Origin of the sequence: Leisingera sp. XS_AS12 (assembly GCF_041224635.1) — a bacterium.
Taxonomy (GTDB): Bacteria; Pseudomonadota; Alphaproteobacteria; order Rhodobacterales; family Rhodobacteraceae; genus Leisingera.
On the sequence record NZ_JBGFGM010000121.1, the window covers coordinates 39654 to 60225 of the forward strand.

Genomic DNA, 20572 nt, shown 5'->3' on the forward strand with positions numbered 1-20572 from the left:
TGGGCGTCCCGTCTTAACCGGCCACCATCTCGTCCAGCCTGTTTTCCTCGACGGCATGGCATGCGACCATGCTGCCGTCGGGCTGGTGAATGGCGTTGGGCTTTTCACTTTTACAACGTGCATCCGCAAAGGCGCAGCGGCTTTGGAACGGGCAACCCTTGGGCAGGTTGATCGGCGTCGGGATCTCGCCCTTGAGGCGGATATGGTTCGGCCGGTCGTCCTTCAGCTGCGGCACCGCGGACAGCAACGCCCGAGTATAAGGGTGTTTGGGATTGGAGAATAGGGTCGCCGTGTCGGCAACCTCGCAGACCGACCCGAGGTAAAGCACCGCAACGCGGGTGCCGAAATGCTCGACCACGCTGAGGTCGTGGGTGATGAACAGATAGGTGAGGCCGCGGCTTTCCTTGGCCTCCAGCATCAGGTTAAGCACCTGCGCCTGGATCGACACGTCCAGCGCGCTGATCGGCTCATCCGCGATGATGAACTCCGGGTCCACCGTCAGCGCGCGGGCGATGGCGATCCGCTGGCGCTGGCCGCCGGAGAATTCATGCGGGTAGCGCTTGGCCCAGCTGGGGTCGACACCCACCGACAGCATCACCTCGGTCACCTTGTCGCGCACTTCCGCCGCCGAGGCGTTGGGGTTGTGGTGGCGCACCGGCTCTTCCAGCGCCTGCCGGATGGTCATGCGCGGGTTGAGCGAGGCATAGGGGTTCTGGAAGATCATCTGGATCTTCTTGCGCAGGGGCTGGATGCCCGCGCGCGACAGGTTGTCGATGCGCTGGCCATCATAGTGGATTTCCCCCGCGGTCGGGGTCAGCAGGCCGGCCACCAGCCGCGCCACGGTGGATTTGCCGCAGCCGGATTCGCCCACCACGCACAGCGCCTCCCCCTTGCGGGCCTGCAGCGAGATGTTGTTGACCGCGTGAACCGAGCGGGTCTCGCGGACGAATTTGCCCTTGCGGAACTTCAGCGTCTCCAGCAGCCCGTGGTCCAGGTCGAACCGTTTCTCGAGGTTGCGGATGTCCAGCAGCGGGGTCTCTGTCTTGGCGTCCGTCATGCGCGAACCTCCTGGCGGTCTTCATCTGCTTGCAGGCGCTGCACCTCGTGGCAGGCGACCTTGAGGTCGCCGTATTGCACCACCTCGGGGATCTGGCTGCGGCACAGATCGGTGGCGTATTTGCAGCGCGGGTGGAAGGCGCAGCCGGTGGGGATGCTGGCCAGGCCCGGCATGTTGCCGGGGATCTGCTTCAGCCGCTGACCCGGCACCGTCTGCTGCGGCAGCGCGTTGATCAACCCCTGCGTATAAGGGTGCTGCGGATCGTTGATGATCTCGCGGGTGCGGCCCTGTTCGATGATGCGGCCGGCATACATCACGAGCGTGCGCTCGGTCATCTGGCTGACCACGCCGAGGTCGTGGGTGATCAGGATCAGCCCCACCTGGTTGGACTGGCACAGTTCCAGCAGCAGCTCCATGATGTCGGCCTGAATGGTCACATCCAGCGCCGTCGTGGGTTCATCCGCGATGATCAGCTGCGGATCGAGCAGCAGTGCAATCGCGATGATGATCCGCTGACGCATGCCGCCCGACAGTTCGTGCGGGTATTGCTCCAGACGTTCCTCGGGCGACGGGATATAGACCTCGCGCAGCTTGACGATGGCGATCTGGCGCGCCTCTTCACGGCTGAGCTTGCGGTGCGCCATGAGGGTCTCGATCATCTGCTGGCCGATGGTCAGCACCGGGTTCAGCGTCACCATCGGGTCCTGAAAGATCATCGCCATGCGGTTTCCGCGCAGATCGCGCAGGCGCTTGTCGGACATCTTGACGACATCCTCGCCCTCGAACTCGATCTTGCCGCTGTCGATATAGCCGGGGCGACTGAGCAGGTTCATCAGCGAAAAGCCGGTGATCGACTTGCCCGCGCCGCTTTCGCCGACGATGCCTAGGCGCTCGCCCTTGGCGAGATCAAAGGAGATGCCGTTCAGCGCGGTCACCGTCTGGTCGCGCATGGCGAATTTGACGGTCAGGTCACGTACGGAAAGAAGGCTCATCACGTCACCCCTTGTAAAGTTTCGGGTTCAGGACGTCGCGCATCCAGTCGCCCAGCAGGTTGATGACAAGGACCAGCACCACCAGCACCACGCCGGGAATGGCGGTGATCCACCAGCTGCCCGAGAAGATATAGTCAAAGCCCGAGGAGATCAGCGAGCCCAGCGACGGCTGGCTCGGCGGCATGCCCAGACCAAGGAAGGACAGCGATGCCTCGGAGATGATCGCATTGGCGACCTGCACGGTGGAGATCACGAAAATCGGCGACAGCGAGTTCGGCAGGATGTGGCGCACCATGATGCGCAGCGGGCCAAAGCCCAGCACACGGGCGCTGTCGACATATTCCTTCTTCTTCTCCGCCAGAACGGTGGCGCGCACGGTGCGGGCGTACTGCGGCCACTCAGCGACGCCGATCACCGCGATCAGGAACACCACCGCGTAGCGGTTGAAGGTATCCGAGCCGAACATCGCCTGCGTGACGGCCAGAAAGATGATCGCCACCATCAGCGTCGAGAAGGACAGCTGAATGTCGGCCAGCCGCATCAGCAGGCTGTCGAGGCGCCCCCCCACGTAGCCCGCAATCAGACCAATCGAGATACCGAGGAAGGCCTGAAGCGCAACCGCGCAGATGCCGATCAGCAATGACAGCCGCGTGCCATACAGGATGGTGGACCACAGATCGCGCCCTTGGTCGTCAGTGCCCAGCATGAACTCCGGCAGCGCGCCATCCACCCAGATCGGCGGGTATTCCGAGTTCATGATGTCGATGTTGGCGGGATCATAAGGATCATAAGGTGCAATCACCGGCGCCAGGAAGGCGGCGAAGGCGATCATCAGGAAGACAATCATGCTGACCACCGCCACCGGGTTGCGACGGAAGCTGTAGCCCATGTTGGAGTTCCACATCCGCGACCAGCGCGACGGGCGGTCGTTGGGGATCACTGTCTCGCTCATGCGCCCATCCTCGCAATGTTCACGGTCGGGTTGACCAGGCCATAGATCAGGTCGACCACGGTGTTGGTGACCACAAAGATGAAGCCGACGACGATCAGGTAGGCCACGATCAGCGGGGTATCGACGCGGTTCACCGCCTCAAGGAACATGAAGCCCATGCCCGGCCACTGGAACACGGTCTCGGTCAGGATGGTGTAGGCCACCATGGTGCCGATCTGCACGCCGCCCACGGTGATCACCGGTAGCAGCGTGTTCTTCAGCGCGTGCACGAAATAGATCCGCCACGGCTTGATGCCCTTGGCCTTGGCGTATTTCACGTATTCCGACTGCAGCACTTCCATCATCTCGGCCCGGATCAGGCGGACGAACAGCGGCAGCATGATCGACGCCAGCGCAAAGGAGGGCAGGATGATATGGGTCCAGCCGTCAGCGGTGGCAAAATTGGTCTCCCAATAGCCCCAGACATGCACGGTATCGCCGCGCCCGTAGGACGGCAGCCAGCCGTATTCGACCGAAAACACAAAGATCATCAGGATCGCGGTCAGGAACACCGGGATCGAAATGCCGACGATCGACAGGCCCATGATGATGCGGCTGATGATCGTGTCCGGCTTGATCGCGGTATAGACGCCGAGCGGCACCGAGAAGCCGATGATGATCAGCGTCGCGCCGAACACCAGCTCCAGCGTGGCGGGCAGTTTCTTCAGGATCACGTCCAGGGCCGGTTCCTTGAAGAAATACGAGGTGCCGAGGTCGCCCTGCAGGGCGTTGCCGGCAAAGCGCAGGTATTGGGTCACGAAGCTGTCATTCAGCCCCAACTCATCGCGCAGCTGCTGGCGCACTTCCTCAGAGACGGACTGGCCGACCAGCTCACGCAGCGGGTCGCCCAGGTTGCCCTGGATGGCAAAGGCGATCAGCGAGATGACGAACATCACGGCAATCGCCTGAATCACTCGCTTGGCGAGATAGGCAAACATCTTCCTGACCTTTGTAGAATTTGTTCAGCACGCAGGATGCGCCATCCGGCACGGCTCCCGCATACGCAGCCCGGTGGCTGCAGTTCTTCTGGCTGGGTGGCCGGGGCGGCAGCGGCGCCGCCCCGGTGTGTCTTTTGCAGGGCTGGCTTAGCTGCCGGTCTCGACGACCAGGTCGCCGAAGTAGGGGAAGTTCAGCGCGTTCACGATCTCTGCCGCGTTCATGCCGGACTTCGCGCCCCAGGCCAGGTTCTGCCAGTGCAGCGGGATGAAGGCGGCCTCGTCGTACAGGATGCCTTCCAGCTTCTGCAGCAGCTCGGCGCGCTTGTCCGGGTCGGTTTCCGCGTTCGCCTGGTTCATCAGCGCATCAGCTTCCTCGTTGCAGTAGTTGCCCGAGTTGTACTGGCCGTTGCCGGTTTCCTTGTCCGGGCAGGCGGTCAGGAACTGGTGGAAGTTGGCCGAATCCTCGGTGTCCGCGTGCCAGCCGATCATCATCATGTCCGCCGCGCGCTCGTCGAACGTGGGCCAGTATTGCGCCTTGGGCATGGTCTGCAGGTCAACCTTGATGTTGATCTGCGCCAGCATCGAAGCCACCGCCTGCGCGATCTTGTCGTCGTTCACGTAGCGGTTGTTCGGCGCCATCATGGTGATGGAGAACCCGTCGGCATAGCCTGCCTCGGCCATCAGGGCCTTGGCTTTCTCGAGGTCGTAGCGCGGAGCATAGGCTTCGTTGTAGCCCAGGTAGCCATCCGGGCTGGCCTGGCCTGCCACGGTTCCGAAGCCACGCATGATGCGGTCAACGATGCCGGCATTGTTGACGGCGTAGTCGATCGCCTTGCGCACGCGCGCGTCCTTGAAGGCTTCGACCCGTTCCTGGTTCATCTGGAAGGTGATGATGCGCGTACCGGGCATGGTGATCAGCTCGACGCCATCGGCCCCTTCAACCCGCTTGAGGTCGGTCGGCGGAACCGGCGCGATGAAGTCGACGTCGCCGGACAGCAGGGCCGCCACGCGGGTCGGGTCTTCCTTGATCGGGGTCAGCACGATCTTGTCGACGTTCCCCGCATCCGCGTCCCAGTAACCGTCAAAACGCTCGAACACGACGCGCACGCCCTGTTCACGCTCGGTAACCACGAACGGACCGGTGCCGGAAACGTTGCGCGACGCAAAGCTGTCGCCATGTTTGACCAGCTCGGACTTGTCTTTGCCGTCTTCGCTGGTGCCGGTGTAGAAGGCGCTGTCCATCGGGAAGATGTAGGTCGCGGTATGCAGGACCAGCGGATAGGGTTCCGAGGTCTTGAGATCGAAAGTCAGATCGTCGACCACTTCCACGTCGGTGAAGGGGGCAAAAATACCCTTGAAGTCGTCGCTACGCTTCAGGCGGTCAAAGGTCCAGTCGACGTCCTTGGCCGTCAGCGTGTTGCCGCTGTGGAACGTCACGCCTTCGCGCAGCTTGAAGCGCATGGTGGTTTCGTCGATCTGCTCCCAGCTCTCGGCCAGGCGCGCCTCGAACTGCAAGTCCTGCGTCCAGCGCACCAGCGGATCAAACACCATGTGCGACATCTGCAATGTACCGCCAGACAGCTGCTCGTGCGGGTCAAGCGAGACCGGGTCCGCGTCATAGGCAACGCGAACGGTGGTCTCGGCATAAGCCATAGGTACCATCGCCGCCACAGCGACCGCGGCCGCCAGGCTTCTGACAAGTTTCGTCATTAGGCATACTCCCTGTGATTATGACGGCACGCTACTGCGCAGAAGAAATTATGTGAAATGCCGATATCGCATAGGGTATGCAGCGCAGGCATTGGAGCTATGCAGCAGGTAAATAACCCTGCGTGAGCAGTCGCTTACCCGACCGTCAATCCCACATGTGGCGAAATCCAGCGGTAGCCAAGCCCCAGGCCCCTGCCCTTCCGGCAGCAGAAGGCATCACTGCAAAGCGCAACAAACGCGCATGCCCGGAACACCGGACGGCACGTGGCGTGCATCTGTCACTAAATTTTCGGAGGGGAGGTAGTGGCGGACCGAGGAGGATTCGAACCCCCGACCCCTTGATTCGTAGTCAAGTACTCTATCCAGCTGAGCTATCGGTCCACTGCGGCGGGGTTTACGCGCAGCGCGAGGGAGTCGCAAGCCCAAAAGACACCAAAATTCGCATTTATTCTCTCGCACCGAAAAACAAGCGAATTGCAGGATCTGACGTCCGGCAGGCCGTTCGCGATAGGCGTGCGATCACGCACCGGCCACAACCTGCCCGGATATTGAACTCATACGGGTAAACTTGAATACCTCGCCCCGTCACAGGCTGTTGCGAAGCCCCCCCCCCCCGCCCTGATGACACCTGACACGGTGCTCCTGTGTCGTATTGCGCCGGAGCAAGGCAAATCGTTTCGCGCTGGTCTGTCGCCCCTTTCGATACTTAACAAGTTTCATCTCTCTCTTGCTCCGTTTGCCGATCTGCGTAAGACTTTATGTCGCAATTAGAGAATGACTGTTCGCTTTACCGGGCCGCACCGGTCCGAGGGCGCGACCGACAGTTTGAATGGAATGGATAGATTTGATGCAAGCTCCCCTGATTTTCGACGGGCACAATGATCTTCTGCTGCGCATTCACAACGGGGACGTCTCCGGCGAAACAGACGGGTTTCTTGGTGACGGCGGCAACCAGATCGATCTGGTGAAAGCACGGGCGGGCGGATTTGGCGGCGGGTTCTTCGCAATCTATGTCCCCAGCCCGGACAAGGCGCTGGACGATTCAGAAATGATGTCCGAAAGCTATGACCTGCCCCTGCCCCCGATGGTCGAGCCGTCAGCCGCCACAAGAGCCGCGCTCTCGCAGGCCGCAATCCTGCACCGGCTGGAGCGCAGCGGCGCGCTTCGCATCTGCTGCAGCTCCGATGCCATCCGCACCACCATGGCCAAAGGCACCCTCGCCGCCGTCATGCACATGGAGGGGGCCGAAGCGATTGATCGCGATTTCGACATGCTGGAAGTGCTTTACGCCGCCGGTTTGCGCTCGCTCGGCCCGGTCTGGAGCCGCCCGACGATCTTTGGCCACGGGGTGCCGTTCCGCTATCCGTCGACCGGCGACACCGGGCCGGGGCTGACCGAGGATGGCATCCGGCTGGTCAAGGCCTGCAACCAGATGAAGATCTTGGTGGACCTGTCGCATCTGAACGAGGCAGGCTTCTGGAGCGTTGCCGAACACAGCGATGCGCCGCTGGTGGCCACCCATTCCAACGCCCATGCCCTCTGCCCGCACAGCCGCAACCTGACCGACCGCCAGCTGCACGCGATCCGCGACAGCGATGGCATGGTCGGGCTGAACTTCGCCGTAGCCTTCCTCCGTCAGGACGGACGAATGGAGGCGGACACACCGATCGAGCAGATGATCCGGCATCTCGATTACCTGATCGCCGTGCTGGGGGAGGACCGGGTCGGCATGGGGTCCGATTTCGATGGGGCCACCGTGCCCGCCGAAATCGGCACCGTCGCGGGGCTGCCGAAGCTGCGGCAGGCGATGCGGGCGCATGGATACGACGATGCGCTTATGGCCAAGCTTTGCCACGAGAATTGGCTGCGGGTTCTGGACAAGACCTGGAGCTGACCCGCCCCTGGGCGGACAACTGCCGCGAGTCGGCAGGTTCAACATCAAACCAACAAGATAACCAAAACAGGGAGTATTGAAATGAACGCATTAAACCGTTTGCTCGGATCCGCCGCACTGGGGCTTGCCCTGGGCGTGACCGCGATGCCTGCACTGGCTGCGACGCCGGACAACATGCTGGTGATCGCCAACCGCATTGACGACATCACCACCCTGGACCCCGCGCAAAGCTTTGAATTTGCAGGTGCCGACGTGATCCGCAACATCTACGGTAAGCTGGTCAATTTTGACCCGGCCGATCTGGACGCGGGCTTCCAGCCCGATCTGGCCGAAAGCTGGACCGTCTCCGAGGATGGCCGCACCATCACCTTCACCATGCGCGAGGGCGTCAAGTTCCACTCCGGCAACCCGGTGCGCGCCGAGGACGTCGCGTTTTCGCTGAAGCGCGCGGTGCTGCTGAACAAGACCCCGTCCTTCATCATCACCCAGTTTGGCTTCACCCCGGAAAACGTGGATGAAACCATCGTGGTCGATGGCAATACCGTGTCGATCACCACCGACAAACGCTACGCGACCTCTTTCGTGCTGAACTGCCTGACCGCCACCATCGGCGCCATCGTCGACGAGAAACTGGTGATGGAGCACGAGGTCGATGGCGACATGGGCAATGCCTGGCTCGCCACAAACTCGGCCGGTTCCGGTCCCTACAGCCTGGCCAGCTGGAAGCCCAAGGAAAGCGTCACCCTGACCGCCAACGAGGACTATTACGACGGTGCGCCAGCGATGAAGCGCGTGATCGTGCGGCACGTTCAGGAATCCGCCACCCAGCGCCTGATGCTGGAACGCGGCGACATCGACGTGGCCCGTGACCTGAACCCCTCTGACGTGGAAGGCGTGCGCGCTGCCGAAGGTGTCGAGATCCTCGAAGAGATGCGCGGCCGCCTGATGTATATCTCTGCCAACCAGAAGCACCCCGATCTGTCCAAACCGCAGGTGCGTCAGGCGCTGAAGTACCTGATCGACTATGACGGGATGGAAAACAGCTTCCTCAAGGGTGCTTATGTAAAGCACCAGAACTTCCTGCCCAAGACCTACCTCGGCGCCGTGGATGAAAACCCCTTCTCGCTGGATCTGGACAAGGCCAAGGCGCTGCTGGAAGAGGCCGGCGTGGACGGCATGGAGCTGACCATCGGCGTGCGCGAGGCGCAGGAGCGGCTGGAGATCGCCCAGTCATTGCAGAACACCTTCGGCCAGGCGGGCATCAAGGTGAACCTGGAAGTCGGCACCGGCAAACAGATCCTTGGAAAATACCGCGCCCGCGAACTGGACATCTACCTTGGCGCCTGGGGCCCGGACTACCCCGACCCACAGACCAACGCCGGCACTTTCGCCTATAACCCGGACAATTCCGACGAGGCCAACGCCACCGGCCTTCTGGCCTGGCGCAACAGCTGGGACACCGGTGGTCTGACCGAAAAGACCGCCGCCGCCGTCGTTGAGGGCGATACCGAGACTCGCGCGAAGCTCTATCAGGAAATCCAGGCCGAATTCCGCGAGACCTCGCCCTTTGCCATCATGTTCCAAAAGGTAGAGCAGGTCGGCATTGCCGAGAATGTCGAGGGCCTCAACCTCGGTGGTGCGATCACCGCCGCCGCTTACTGGGACGTGACCAAGTAAGATGCAAATGCAACGCAACTTTGTGAAGAGGCAGCCCCGGCTGCCTCTTCCCCACTGGGTGCGAGGGCTGATTGTCTCCCTCTTCTCCATTTCGATTACCATGCTGGGTCTTCTGTTCGTCACCTTCCTGATCGGGCGGGTGATGCCGATTGACCCGGTGCTGGCCGTGGTCGGCGAACGCGCGAGCCAGGAGCAATATGAGGCGGTCTTCCTCGAGCTGGGTCTCGACAAGCCGCTGATCGTGCAATTTTTCTATTATGTCGCGGATGTGCTGCGCGGCGATTTCGGAACCTCGCTGCTGACCGCGCGCCCGGTGGCCGAAGACATCGCCCGCGTCTTTCCCGCGACCTTTGAACTGGCCACCATCGGCATCTTCCTTGGCTGTGTGTTGGGGGTGCCGCTGGGCGTGATGGCAGCGGTGCGCCGCGGTTCATGGATCGACCAGATCGCCCGCGTTGTGGCGCTGGTGGGCTACTCGATGCCGATCTTCTGGCTCGGGCTGATGGGCCTGCTGGTGTTCTACGGCATCCTGGGATGGGTCGGCGGACCGGGGCGGCAGGGCATCTTCTACGAGGACATGATCCCCTCCGTCACCGGCATGATCCTGCTGGATTCGCTCATCTCCGGCGACTGGGGCGCCTTTTGGGATGCGTTTTCCCACATCATCCTGCCCGCCTCGCTTCTGGGCTATTACAGCCTTGCCTATATCAGCCGGATGACGCGGTCGTTCATGCTGGAGCAGCTTTCGGCGGAATATGTCACCACCGCCCGCGTCAAGGGCATGAGCGAATGGGCGGTGATCTGGACCCATGCGTTCAGAAACATCCGGGTGCAGCTGATCACCGTCATCGCGCTGTCCTATGCCAACCTGCTCGAAGGCTCGGTGCTGACAGAGATCATCTTCTCCTGGCCGGGGATCGGCAGCTATATCACCACGGCGCTTCTGTCTGCGGACATGAACGCGGTGCTGGGCGGCACGGTTGTGGTGGGCCTTGTCTTCATCTGCCTCAACGTCTTTTCCGATCTTCTCTATAAAATCTTCGACCCGAGGTCCAAATGAGCAGTCAAGCTACATCACTGCACGCCTGGCTCACGTCGGAGACCCCGACGTCGCGCCGCCAGGCCCGCTGGGCCGCCATCTACAAGGGCTGGCTCTCGCTGAAATCCAACCACATGGCGATGGCTGGCCTTGCCATCATCCTGGCGCTGGTGCTGATCGCCCTGCTTGCGCCCTGGATTGCGCCGCATGATCCCTTTGTTCAGGATCTTGGCAACCGGCTGCAGCCGCTGGGCACCGAGGGGCATGTTCTTGGCACCGACTCGCTGGGGCGGGATATCCTCAGCCGTCTGATCCATGGCGCGCGGATCACCCTTTACATCGTCGCGCTGGTCGCGCTTATCGCGCCGGTGGCCGGGCTGCTGGTGGGGACCATTTCCGGCTATGCCGGCGGGGTGACCGATATGGTCCTGATGCGCATCACCGACATTTTCCTCGCCTTCCCGCGGCTGGTGCTGGCGCTGGCCTTTGTCGCCGCGCTGGGGGCCGGGATCGAAAACGCGGTCCTGGCGATCAGCCTGACCGCCTGGCCGCCCTATGCGCGCATGGCGCGGGCCGAGACGCTGACCATCCGTTCGTCGGATTACATCAGCGCCATCCGACTGCAGGGCGCGGGACCGCTGCGCATCATCATCAAGCACATCTGGCCCCTCTGTATCTCCTCGCTGATCGTGCGGGTGACACTGGACATGGCCGGCATCATCCTCGCCGCCGCGGGGCTCGGCTTCCTTGGCCTTGGCGCGCAGCCGCCCAGCCCGGAATGGGGCGCAATGATCTCCGAGGGGCGCCGTTTCATTCTGGACCATTGGTGGGTGGCCACCATGCCCGGACTTGCCATCTTTGCCGTTTCGCTGGCCTTCAACCTGCTGGGTGACGGGCTGCGCGACGTGCTGGATCCGAAGGACAGCACCTCATGAGCACGCTTCTGGACGTAAAGAACCTCTGGGTGAAATTCCCGACCCGCAACGGGATTTTCGACGCCGTGCGCGGGGTCAGCTTCTCGCTCGGCAAGGAGCGGCTGGGCATCGTCGGGGAAAGCGGCTCCGGCAAATCCATGACCGGCCGCGCCATCCTGCAACTGATCCGCAAGCCCGGCCTGATCGAGGCCGATCACATCTCGCTGCATGGGCAGAACCTGCTGGTTCTGTCCGAGCGGCAGATGCGAAAGGTACGCGGCAAGCAGATCTCGATGGTGATGCAGGACCCCAAGTTCTCGCTCAACCCGGTGATGACCATCGGTGATCAGATCATCGAGGCCTACCGCCTGCACAACCGCGCCAGCAAGGCCGCGGCCCGTGCCAAGGCGCTGGAGATGCTGGAGGCGGTATCGATCCGCGACCCCGAGCGGGTGATGAAAGCCTACCCGCACGAGATGTCCGGCGGCATGGGCCAGCGGATCATGATCGCCATGATGCTGATCCCGAACCCGGAAATCCTGATCGCGGATGAGCCCACCTCGGCGCTGGACGTGTCCGTACAGGGGCAGGTGCTGTCGATCATGGACAAGCTGGTCAAGGACCGCGGCATGGGGCTGATCTTCATCAGCCACGATCTGAACCTGGTGTCGCAGTTCTGCGACCGGGTGCTGATCATGTATGCCGGTCGCGTGGTCGAGGTCTGCGATGCGGACAAGCTGCATGAGGCCAGGCACCCCTACACGCAGGGGCTGCTCGGCTCCCTGCCGCAATTTGATGCGCCGCGCAAACGGCTCGAGGTGCTGAACCGAGACCCGGCCTGGCGCGACGCCCCCAGCGTGGAGGCCAGCACATGACTGCGGCTTTGGAGATCAACGACCTCAGCGTTTATTTCGGCGACCACCACGACCTGTTCCAGGCGGTGAAATCCGCCAGCTTCACGGTCAACAAGGGCGCAAGCTTTGGCCTGGTGGGGGAAAGCGGCTCTGGCAAGTCTACCATCCTGAAGGCGCTGACCGGCCTCGCCCCGCAGTGGGAGGGCCACATGAGCGTCGCGGGCAAGGAACTGGGCCACAAACGCGACCGGACTTTCTACAAGACCGTGCAGATGGTGTTCCAGGATCCCTATGCCTCGCTGCATCCGCGCCAGTCGGTGGACCAGGTGCTGACCGAGACGCTGCAACTGCATGGATTCAGCGACATCAACAGCCGGATCGAACGGCTGTTGCAGGACGTGGGCCTCGGCCCGGCGTTCCGCTTCCGCTATCCGCACCAGCTGTCCGGCGGCCAGCGCCAGCGGGTGGCCATCGCGCGCGCACTGGCGTCGGAGCCGCAGATCCTGCTGCTGGATGAACCCACCTCAGCTCTGGACGTGTCGGTGCAGGCCGAGATCCTGAACCTGCTCAGCGATCTGCGCGCCGAACACGGGCTGACCTATGTGATGGTGTCGCACGACCTCGCCGTGGTTGCGCATATGTGCGATCAGGCGGCGGTGATGCGCAACGGCGAGATCGTCGAGATCATCAGCATCGAGGACATGCGCGCAGGCCGCACCCAACACGACTACACCAGCCAGCTGCTGCAGGCTTCTGTAAACCGGGTGGCCTGACCCCTCAGTCCTCGGCAGAGGCGAAACCAGATAGATGGGGCCGCACGCGGCCCCATTTTTTGGTTGGCAACGCGCCCTTCCGGCCCGCCATTCGCGCGCATCGCGCACAAAAACACCTGCCGCCCTGCGCACCCGTGAGTGCCCCCTGTAAAGGGGGCGATTTGCCAGCCTCCACAGCGCTCTTGCGGTTGACGCGGGGAGCCGCGCGGCGTCATTTACAGCAGCAAGGAAGTCACCGGATCTGCAAGGGAGAGAACCACCATGTCCAAGTTTCAACGCATTGTCGGCGCCGCGCTGGCCGCGGGCCTGCTGATGGCCCAGGGCGCCGCGGCGGAAACGCGCGTCACCTACAAATCCGCCAAGAGTGGCTCTTCCTATTATCAGATGGGCGTGGAGCTGGCCGAAGCGATGAAAGCCGGCACCAACGGCGATATCATCGTCACCGTCGAGGAAAGCCAGGGCTCGACCCAGAACGTGATGGAAGTACGCGCCCGCGGCGGTGATTATGTGTTCACCACGCCGCCTGCGCTGATCGGCCTCGCGCAGGAGGGCAAGGGCCCGTTCAAGGACCGCAGCGCGCCGCAATTCGACGAGATCCGCGCCCTGTTCCCGATCCCCTCGCTGACGATGCATTTCGTGATGGCGGGCCAGGATGGCACCGGCACCCTGAAGGATCTGGAAGGCAAGACGATCCTGCTCGGCAAGGGCTCCTTCGGCGCACGCGAAGGCGAGAAATACCTGTCGCTCTTCGGACTGGCGGACTCGGTCAAGATCGCAGAGGCGGAACTGTCCAACGCGGTCGCGGCGCTGAAAAACGGCCAGATCGACGCCTTTGTGACCGCTGGCTCCTTCCCGGCGCCGAACGTGGTCGAGGCCGCCGCCTCCACCCCCGTTACCGTGCTGTCGCTGAGCGCGGAAGAGATCGCCGAAACCAAACGCGCAACGCTGGTGATCCCGGCGGGTACCTACGCCGGACAGGATGAGGACATCACCACCACCTCGCTGCCGGTGGCCGCCTTCACCACCACCAAGATGGATGCCGACACGGCCTATGCGCTGACCCGAACCTTCTGGGAGCAGAAGGCAAAGATGGCCGATGTCTCGCCCTGGTGGAACGGCGTCACGCCTGAGCTGATGGCCCATATCAGCACCAAGCTGCACCCCGGCGCCATCCGCTATTACGAAGAGGCCGGCATCGCGCTGAGCGGCGCCCAGAAGTAAGCCGCAACCTGAACCGGCCCCGCCCGCTGCGCCCGTCCTGGGCCGGGCGGGGCCAATTCATTTCTGGAATTCCCCCCGATGACACTCCTTTCCAAACACCGCCTCGCGGGCGGTTTCTGGCTGCTGCTGGCGGCGGCCCTTGTCGGCTACCACCTGACGCTGGTCTTTGCAGGCATCGTGCCGAATCTCGTCAGCCGTCCGCTGCATATGGCCTTCATCCTGCCCTTCGCGCTGGTGTACGGGGTCACGCACCGCGGGCAACTGTGGTCCGGCATTGTACTTGCGGTGCTGGGCTGTTCGGCGGCGATCTGGGTGGCCATGAACGCGGATGCGCTGGGGGATCAGTACGGGTTTCTTGAGGGACGCCAGCAAGAAGTGATCGCGCTGGTGCTGCTGGCGGTGGTGCTGGAAACCGCCCGCCGCGCCATCGGCTGGCCGCTGCCGGTGGTGGCGGCTCTGGCGCTGCTCTACGGGCTGTTCGGCCAGCATATCCCCGGCGAATTCGGCCATTCGGGCACGCCCCTGCAAAGCTTCCTCGGCACGCTGACCATTGCCGAGGGCGGCATCTGGGGCTCGCTCACCGGGGTTTCCGTGGGCGTCGTGTCGATCTTCGTGATCTTCGGCGCGGTGCTGAACGCGGGCGAGGCCGGACAGGGTTTCATGAATGTCGCGGGCGCGGCCGCCGGGCGGCTCAAGGGCGGTGCGGCCAAGGTGTCGGTTATCTCCTCGGCGCTGTTCGGGTCGATCTCCGGCTCGGCCTCGGCCAATGTGGCCTCGACCGGGGCGATCACCATGCCCGCGATGACACGGCTGGGCTACCCCAAGCGCCTTGCGGCAGCGGTGGAGGCGGTGGCCTCCTCCGGCGGGCAGATCATGCCGCCGCTGATGGGGGCCGGCGCTTTCGTGATGGTGGAGCTGACGGGCGTGCCCTACACCTCCATCATGGCGGCGGCGTTCCTGCCTGCCCTGCTGTATTTCCTGGCCGTCTGGGTCGGCATCAACGCCTACAACCGCCGGTTCGACCTGAAAGGCGTGCCCGAGGAGGACCGCCCCAAGCGCCGCGACGTGATCGTGACCTCGCTGTTCTTCCTGGTGCCCTTCAGCGTGCTGCTCTGGGCGATGTTCGGCATCGGCTTCACCCCCGAATACGCCGCCGCGCTGGCGGTGATCGCGGGTGCGGGCCTGCTGCTGTTCAACGGCCAGCTGACATTCGACAAGCAGCAGATCGCCGAGCGCGCCGCGAATGCGCTGCTGAACGCGGCGCGGCAGGTCTCGATGATTGCGGCCATCATCCTCTGCGCCTCGGTCATCATCGGAGTGCTGTCGATCACCGGTCTGGGGGTCAAGATCACCTCGCTGATCATCCAGGGCTCCGGCGGGCTGCTGTGGCCCTCGCTGATCCTGACCGCTATTGCCTGCCTGGTGCTGGGCATGGAGGTGCCGACCACCGCGGCTTATGTGATCTGCGTGTCGGTTGCCGGTCCTGCGCTGACCCAGCTGGGGCTGGAGCCGCTACAGGCGCATCTCTTCGTGTTCTGGTTCGCGCTTCTGTCCACCATCACCCCGCCGGTCTGCGGCGCGGTCTTCATCGCGGCGGGCATGATCGGCGAGAGCTGGTTGAAAGTGGCGCTGACGGCGATGTCGCTGGGGGTCGGCCTGTACCTGATCCCGCTGGGGATGGTCGCCAATCCGGACCTTCTGAACCTTGCAACCGCGCCACTGGCGGCGCTGAGCGACCTCGTGCGGATGGCCGTCGGGCTGACCCTGGTTTCCACCGGGCTGATTGGCGCGCGCAAACCGCTGCCGACGATCGGCTTCTGCGCTGCAGGTCTGGCGGTTATCTTCTCCGGTTTGTGGATCTGAGACCGGAGCAAAAGAACGGGCGCCCGCAACAATGCAGGCGCCCGAAAAACTCAGCAGACCAAAAGCCGGACGGTCAGGCCATCAGGCCAGTGACGCCGGACCATAAAGGGCGGCAGGCTGGTCGCTGTACCAGGCCCAGACCCAGTTGCCGTAATCGAAATGCCACCATTCGCTGGGCAGGTTGGTAAAGCCCGCCTGCCCCATCGCGTCTGCCAGCATGCGCCGACGCTGCCGCTGTGCCGCACCGACATCCGCGGCGGTCCAGCTGCGTTCGCTGGGTTCGTCGAACCGGCTGCCCATGTCCAGCATCCGCCCCTCGCGGTCCGCCAGCGTAACATCCACGGAACCGCCGGTAATATGCGGGCTGGGGCTTTGCCGGTCATCCGAGGACCGCGCCGCGAACTGCAGGGTGATGCGATCGACCTCCGCAGCCTCGAGGCCGGGGTTGTCCAGCGCCACCTGCTGGCGGATGTCCTCGAACAATTGCATCTGCACCGACTTCGGGCGCCAGCCGTCCAGCAGCACCAGCTGCACATCCCCGGGCAGCGCCCGGGCGGCGAGGAGCAGGCGATCATAGACCCCCTGCCGCAGCCAGACCTCGGGCAAGGCACCGGCCAGCCCCTGCTTGTAGTAGACCGGCCAGGTGATCCAATGCGGGCAGGGCGACGCCGGGACCAGCGGCTCCTCACTGGTCCCCGGCACGATCTGCGCCGCCGCGCTCCAGTCCAGCGCCTCTTGCTGCTTTGCAGTCATGTCAGTTCAGAACCGAAGGCAGCCAGGTGGTCATGCCCGGCACTAGGATGATGATCAGCAGCACGCCAAGCGCCACCGCGATGAACGGCCAGATCGCCACGAACAACCGCGCGATATCAACCTTGCCCACGGCCGAGGCGACGAAGACGCAGGCACCCATCGGCGGGGTGATCAGCGCGATGGTGATGTTCAGGGTGATGACGATCCCCAGATGCACCGGATCGATCCCGGTCGCCTGTGCCACCGGCAGAAAGATCGGCGTCAGCAGCATCAGGGCGGAGACCTCCTCCATGAACATGCCGGTCACGAAGGTCACTAGCGAGATCGCGACCAGCGTCAGCGCCGGGCTATGCGCAAAGGGCGCCAGCAGATCGGCAAAGGCCTCTGGCGCATCGGCATAGGCAAGCTGCCAGGAGATGATCGACGAGATTGCAATGATGACAAACACCGCCGAGGTCAGCACCGCCGTGTCGCGCAGAGAGGCCCACAGGCTGGCCAGGTTCAGGTTGCCGGTCGCCAGCCCCCAGAGCAGCACATAGGCCACCGTCAGCGCACCGGATTCCGTGGGCGTCACCACGCCGAATACGATCCCGGCGACGATGATGACCGGGGCGATCAGCGCCGGCAGCGCCGCATAGGCGGCGCAGGCGATCTCCATCAGGCGCGCGCGGGCGGCGTTCTTGGTCACGCCATAAGCGCGCGCATAGACGACATTCATCCCCATGAAGGCCACCCCCAGCGCCAGCCCCGGCAGAATGCCACCAAGGAACAGGCTGCCGACAGAGGTGCCGGTCTGGCTGGCATAGAGGATCATGAAAATCGACGGTGGGATGATCGGCCCGATCAGCGAACTGGCGGCGGTCAGCCCGGCGGCATAGGGCCCCGGAAAGCCCGCCTTGCGCATGCCCGGCACCAGGAGCGTCCCCAGTGCCGAGGTATCCGCCACAGCAGAGCCATTGATGCCTGCGAAGAAGACGCTGGCCACCACGTTCACATGGCCCAGCCCGCCGCGCAGGTGGCCCACCAGCCGGTCAGCCAGCCGCAGCAACCGCGGTGTCATCTGGCCATTGTTCATCAGGTTGCCCGCCAGAATGAACAGCGGGATCGCCATCAGCGAAAAGGCGTCGATGCCGCCGAACGCCTGCTGCGGCATGATCCGGCTCATCTGATCAAAGCCGACGAAGGCAAAGCCCACAACGGCGGTGGCCATGAGGCTGAGGAACAGCGGCAGGCCGATCACCACGTTGATCAGCATCACCGCCAGCATAACAGAGATCATTCGTCGTCCTCGACCGTCTGTGCGCGCAGCGCCCTGGGGCCGTGCAGCAGCACCATCAGGAACAAGAGGCCGAAGCCCACCGGCAGAATGGCCACCGGCACCGAGCGCGAGATTTGCAGGCCTTGGGTTTTGAAGAACCCGACCTTGCCCACATATTCATAGGAGAACCAGGCCATCGCCCCGGTCAGGCCCAGCGTCAACAGCCACTGGTACAGGATAATGGCCCGGCGCAGCGCCGCGGGCGCACGGTCCTCGACCACGGACACCCGCATATGGGCGCCTTCGACCCAGACCGCGCCAACCCCGATCATCGCCGCCGCAATGATGCTGTAGCGGGCCAGCTCATCAAACCAGATCGGCGACGAACCCAAGATGTACCGCGCGCCCACCCCGTAGAGGATGAACAGCGCCACCCAGGCGATCAGCAAAGCCGACACGCCCATGGTGAGGCGTGCCAGCCATTTTTGCGCAAGCGCAAGCATTACTTGAGCAGATCGGACTTGCCCAGATCGGCAAAGGCCGCGTCTATGAAGCTCTGGTCGATGCTCTGGGTGCCCAGCCATTCGATGAAGCTCGGCTGGCCGATCTTCTGGAATTCGGCCATCTGCTCGGCGGTCGGGGTGATGACCTCCATGCCATTCTCCGCCAGCCAGGTCACGCGCTCCTCAACCGAGGACTGAACCTTTTCGCGGGTCTTGGCGTTGGCTTCGGCCACGGCCTCCTCCAGCACCTTGCGGTCCTCGTCGGACAGGGAGGCCAGCCATTCGCCGTTGGCCACCAGGAACTGCATGGAATACTGCACGTTTGCCCGCGTCATGTATTTCTGCACCTCGTTCAGCGAGCCGAGGATGATGTACAGCGGCGGGTTCATCTGGCCTTCGACGACGCCGGTCTGCAGCGCGGAATAGACCTCGGTCCACGGGATCGGCGTGCCGGACGCGCCCATCGCCTCGTACAGGGCCACCTGCGAGGGATCCATCGCGCGGAACTTCATGCCCTCGAAATCCGCAGGCGAATGGATCGGCTTGTCGGTGCTGGTGAAGGCCAGGAAACCGCCCTCTTCGACCACGGCGAGAATTTCCGAGCCGCCGGTGCGCTCGCGGAAGGCATCCTCGACCATGGACCAGTATTTGCCTTCGTCAAAGAAACGGCGCGCTTCCTCGGGCGAGGTAAACATGAAGGGCGTGTTGGAGACAAAGCTCTCCGGCACCACCGGCGACAGACCGGCAAAGCTCGCCACGTTCAGCGATGGTGTCGCCAGGGTATTTTCCATCCGCTCCTGTTCGCTGCCCAGCTGCGAATTTGGATAAAGCTCGATCTCGATGTCGGTCTTTTCCTCGACGATCGCTTCCAGCGTTTCCGCGAAGTAATGCACCGCGTTCTTCTTTGCGTCCGGAGCACCGTTGTAGCCCAGCTTGATGGGCTCTGCCTGCACGGCCAGGGCAGTGGACATCAGCAGCGCGGCGGCGGCCAAAATCTTGTTTTTCATGAAGCGATCCTTCCCGTTGAATAAGCGTTTTCTTGGTGCAGGCCACGGCGGAAAAATCGCGCAGACCAGGTCCCCCGCGAGAGACCCTTGGGTCAGACGAGACGCCGCAGCACACTGGCGAATCTGATAGCGAAAGCCGATTTTGTTATCAAGTAAACATTTGCTATGTTATAGATTTTGGACTAACATTTTGCATAACTATTTTGATTGTGTTCAATAATTAGGAACTGCGCCGCGTATGACAGCAGAGATGGGAGCGTAAAATGCCGCAAGACCGAGACCTCTTGGCCGCCGCTATCGCTGCCGCGGAATCAAAGCTGACCCAAAAGGAACGGCGCATCGCGGCCTACTTTCTGGCCCGGCCCGATGCGGTGATCGTGGAAAAGAACGCCGATATCGCGAAAAAGCTGGACCTCAGTCCCATGACGCTGACCCGCTTCTTCCGAAAGCTCGGTTTCGACGACACCGCGGATGCACGCAGCAAGGCGATCCGCAGCAGCTATGGCCCCGGGAATGACCGCGTCGACCAACGCTTCCAGGACAGTTTCTCGCAGCGTCAGACCTCGGATGATGCCCGCTACATCGAACTGGGCCGCGCCTCGATCGAGGCGGCTTTCAAGTTCAGAAGCACGCCCCTATGGCAGGAGATCGTGGCACTCGTCGGCACCTGCGACGCGGTGCATGTGACGGGTTTTCAGACCATGTACTATCTGGCCGACGGGTTCTGTCGCCGCCTGTCGTACCTGCGTGACCGGGTTCACATCGTGGATGGAATCGACGGCGTCTATGCCGGGCTTCTGCCAGAGCCGGGCGAACGGGTTGTTCTCATCATCATGGACATCTACCGCTATGGTGCCCATGGTCCGCAGCTTGCACAGCTGGCCAAGGAGCGCGGCATCGAGGTCGTGATCCTCGCAGATGAATTCTGCGATTGGGCCAGCGGCATCACCCCCTATGTGCTGCGCTATCCCGCCGAGACTCACTTCTTTCTGGCCATGCCCCAAGGCATCACCACTGGGCTGAACTTGCTGCTACAGGATGTCAGCACGGAACTGGGCGAAGCGGCCGGCCAACGCGTGCGCAAACTGTCCGAGGCGCAGGACTATTTCGGGCTGTTTCTCGACTGAG

General features: G+C 63.1%; 18 protein-coding genes and 1 tRNA gene. 9 read left to right on the forward strand and 10 right to left on the reverse strand.

What is annotated here, in order from left to right; genetic code table 11:
• Positions 1-13 precede the first annotated feature (13 nt).
• From AB9K35_RS19540 to AB9K35_RS19565, 6 genes are all read right to left on the reverse strand, one after another.
• Positions 14-1057: an ABC transporter ATP-binding protein gene (locus AB9K35_RS19540; protein WP_369928703.1), complete on the reverse strand. Its 1044-nt coding sequence runs from the start codon at positions 1055-1057 to the stop codon at positions 14-16.
• The gene (locus AB9K35_RS19545; protein ID WP_222454793.1) at positions 1054-2049 is read right to left on the reverse strand and encodes an ABC transporter ATP-binding protein; all 996 of its coding nucleotides are present in this window, start codon (positions 2047-2049) and stop codon (positions 1054-1056) included. The genes AB9K35_RS19540 and AB9K35_RS19545 overlap by 4 nt, the downstream gene beginning before the upstream one ends.
• Positions 2050-2053: 4 nt before the next feature.
• Complete coding sequence (locus tag AB9K35_RS19550; RefSeq protein ID WP_222454792.1) at positions 2054-3001, reverse strand: ABC transporter permease; 948 nt, start codon at positions 2999-3001, stop codon at positions 2054-2056.
• Positions 2998-3978, reverse strand: coding sequence for an ABC transporter permease (locus AB9K35_RS19555; RefSeq protein ID WP_222454791.1), 981 nt, complete (start codon positions 3976-3978; stop codon positions 2998-3000). Before AB9K35_RS19555 ends, AB9K35_RS19550 begins: the two co-directional genes overlap by 4 nt.
• 147 nt (positions 3979-4125) lie before the next feature.
• The gene (locus AB9K35_RS19560; RefSeq protein WP_222454790.1) at positions 4126-5688 is read right to left on the reverse strand and encodes an ABC transporter substrate-binding protein; all 1563 of its coding nucleotides are present in this window, start codon (positions 5686-5688) and stop codon (positions 4126-4128) included.
• Positions 5689-5992: 304 nt separating this feature from the next.
• Positions 5993-6069, reverse strand: a tRNA-Arg gene (locus AB9K35_RS19565).
• A 466-nt stretch (positions 6070-6535) separates the two neighbouring features.
• On the opposite strand from AB9K35_RS19565, the gene AB9K35_RS19570 reads away from it, so the two are divergent.
• From AB9K35_RS19570 to AB9K35_RS19605, 8 genes are all read left to right on the forward strand, one after another.
• Positions 6536-7582 carry a dipeptidase gene (locus AB9K35_RS19570; RefSeq protein ID WP_369928706.1) on the forward strand — a complete coding sequence of 349 codons (1047 nt, stop codon included), beginning with the start codon at positions 6536-6538 and terminating at the stop codon, positions 7580-7582.
• 81 nt (positions 7583-7663) lie between these two features.
• Positions 7664-9259 (forward strand): ABC transporter substrate-binding protein, encoded by a 1596-nt coding sequence (locus tag AB9K35_RS19575; RefSeq protein WP_369928708.1) that lies wholly within the window; start codon positions 7664-7666, stop codon positions 9257-9259.
• 1 nt (position 9260) lies between these two features.
• Positions 9261-10319, forward strand: a complete 1059-nt coding sequence (locus AB9K35_RS19580) for an ABC transporter permease (protein WP_369928710.1) — start codon at positions 9261-9263, stop codon at positions 10317-10319.
• Entirely contained in the window at positions 10316-11233 is a 918-nt protein-coding gene (locus AB9K35_RS19585) for an ABC transporter permease (protein WP_369928712.1), read from the forward strand. Before AB9K35_RS19580 ends, AB9K35_RS19585 begins: the two co-directional genes overlap by 4 nt.
• On the forward strand, positions 11230-12087 hold the full coding sequence (locus tag AB9K35_RS19590) for an ABC transporter ATP-binding protein (RefSeq protein WP_369928714.1): 858 nt from the start codon (positions 11230-11232) through the stop codon (positions 12085-12087). The genes AB9K35_RS19585 and AB9K35_RS19590 overlap by 4 nt, the downstream gene beginning before the upstream one ends.
• Positions 12084-12839: an ABC transporter ATP-binding protein gene (locus AB9K35_RS19595; protein WP_369928716.1), complete on the forward strand. Its 756-nt coding sequence runs from the start codon at positions 12084-12086 to the stop codon at positions 12837-12839. Before AB9K35_RS19590 ends, AB9K35_RS19595 begins: the two co-directional genes overlap by 4 nt.
• Before the next feature lie 261 nt (positions 12840-13100).
• Positions 13101-14060 carry a TAXI family TRAP transporter solute-binding subunit gene (locus AB9K35_RS19600; protein WP_369928718.1) on the forward strand — a complete coding sequence of 320 codons (960 nt, stop codon included), beginning with the start codon at positions 13101-13103 and terminating at the stop codon, positions 14058-14060.
• A gap of 78 nt (positions 14061-14138) precedes the next feature.
• On the forward strand, positions 14139-15923 hold the full coding sequence (locus AB9K35_RS19605) for a TRAP transporter permease (protein ID WP_369928720.1): 1785 nt from the start codon (positions 14139-14141) through the stop codon (positions 15921-15923).
• An 81-nt stretch (positions 15924-16004) separates the two neighbouring features.
• Here AB9K35_RS19605 and AB9K35_RS19610 read toward each other — a convergent pair whose 3' ends face one another.
• Genes AB9K35_RS19610 through dctP form a run of 4 tightly spaced genes read right to left on the reverse strand, consistent with a single transcriptional unit; the run spans position 16005 to position 19444 of the window.
• Complete coding sequence (locus AB9K35_RS19610; RefSeq protein WP_369928722.1) at positions 16005-16676, reverse strand: M15 family metallopeptidase; 672 nt, start codon at positions 16674-16676, stop codon at positions 16005-16007.
• 1 nt (position 16677) lies between these two features.
• On the reverse strand, positions 16678-17955 hold the full coding sequence (locus tag AB9K35_RS19615) for a TRAP transporter large permease (protein WP_222454780.1): 1278 nt from the start codon (positions 17953-17955) through the stop codon (positions 16678-16680).
• Complete coding sequence (locus AB9K35_RS19620) at positions 17952-18437, reverse strand: TRAP transporter small permease (protein WP_369928725.1); 486 nt, start codon at positions 18435-18437, stop codon at positions 17952-17954. Before AB9K35_RS19620 ends, AB9K35_RS19615 begins: the two co-directional genes overlap by 4 nt.
• Positions 18437-19444 carry a TRAP transporter substrate-binding protein DctP gene (gene dctP / locus AB9K35_RS19625; protein WP_222454778.1) on the reverse strand — a complete coding sequence of 336 codons (1008 nt, stop codon included), beginning with the start codon at positions 19442-19444 and terminating at the stop codon, positions 18437-18439. Before dctP ends, AB9K35_RS19620 begins: the two co-directional genes overlap by 1 nt.
• A 263-nt stretch (positions 19445-19707) precedes the next feature.
• Between dctP and AB9K35_RS19630 the strand changes: the two genes are divergently transcribed.
• Positions 19708-20571 carry a MurR/RpiR family transcriptional regulator gene (locus AB9K35_RS19630; RefSeq protein ID WP_222454777.1) on the forward strand — a complete coding sequence of 288 codons (864 nt, stop codon included), beginning with the start codon at positions 19708-19710 and terminating at the stop codon, positions 20569-20571.
• The last annotated feature ends 1 nt before the right edge of the window (position 20572 follow it).

Coding starts and splice junctions, on each gene's coding strand:
- AB9K35_RS19540 (WP_369928703.1), bottom strand. CDS start 1,057: ATGACGGACGCCAAGACAGAGACCCCGCTGCTGGACATCCGCAACCTC.
- AB9K35_RS19545 (WP_222454793.1), bottom strand. CDS start 2,049: ATGAGCCTTCTTTCCGTACGTGACCTGACCGTCAAATTCGCCATGCGC.
- AB9K35_RS19550 (WP_222454792.1), bottom strand. CDS start 3,001: ATGAGCGAGACAGTGATCCCCAACGACCGCCCGTCGCGCTGGTCGCGG.
- AB9K35_RS19555 (WP_222454791.1), bottom strand. CDS start 3,978: ATGTTTGCCTATCTCGCCAAGCGAGTGATTCAGGCGATTGCCGTGATG.
- AB9K35_RS19560 (WP_222454790.1), bottom strand. CDS start 5,688: ATGACGAAACTTGTCAGAAGCCTGGCGGCCGCGGTCGCTGTGGCGGCG.
- AB9K35_RS19570 (WP_369928706.1), top strand. CDS start 6,536: ATGCAAGCTCCCCTGATTTTCGACGGGCACAATGATCTTCTGCTGCGC.
- AB9K35_RS19575 (WP_369928708.1), top strand. CDS start 7,664: ATGAACGCATTAAACCGTTTGCTCGGATCCGCCGCACTGGGGCTTGCC.
- AB9K35_RS19580 (WP_369928710.1), top strand. CDS start 9,261: ATGCAAATGCAACGCAACTTTGTGAAGAGGCAGCCCCGGCTGCCTCTT.
- AB9K35_RS19585 (WP_369928712.1), top strand. CDS start 10,316: ATGAGCAGTCAAGCTACATCACTGCACGCCTGGCTCACGTCGGAGACC.
- AB9K35_RS19590 (WP_369928714.1), top strand. CDS start 11,230: ATGAGCACGCTTCTGGACGTAAAGAACCTCTGGGTGAAATTCCCGACC.
- AB9K35_RS19595 (WP_369928716.1), top strand. CDS start 12,084: ATGACTGCGGCTTTGGAGATCAACGACCTCAGCGTTTATTTCGGCGAC.
- AB9K35_RS19600 (WP_369928718.1), top strand. CDS start 13,101: ATGTCCAAGTTTCAACGCATTGTCGGCGCCGCGCTGGCCGCGGGCCTG.
- AB9K35_RS19605 (WP_369928720.1), top strand. CDS start 14,139: ATGACACTCCTTTCCAAACACCGCCTCGCGGGCGGTTTCTGGCTGCTG.
- AB9K35_RS19610 (WP_369928722.1), bottom strand. CDS start 16,676: ATGACTGCAAAGCAGCAAGAGGCGCTGGACTGGAGCGCGGCGGCGCAG.
- AB9K35_RS19615 (WP_222454780.1), bottom strand. CDS start 17,955: ATGATCTCTGTTATGCTGGCGGTGATGCTGATCAACGTGGTGATCGGC.
- AB9K35_RS19620 (WP_369928725.1), bottom strand. CDS start 18,437: ATGCTTGCGCTTGCGCAAAAATGGCTGGCACGCCTCACCATGGGCGTG.
- dctP (WP_222454778.1), bottom strand. CDS start 19,444: ATGAAAAACAAGATTTTGGCCGCCGCCGCGCTGCTGATGTCCACTGCC.
- AB9K35_RS19630 (WP_222454777.1), top strand. CDS start 19,708: ATGCCGCAAGACCGAGACCTCTTGGCCGCCGCTATCGCTGCCGCGGAA.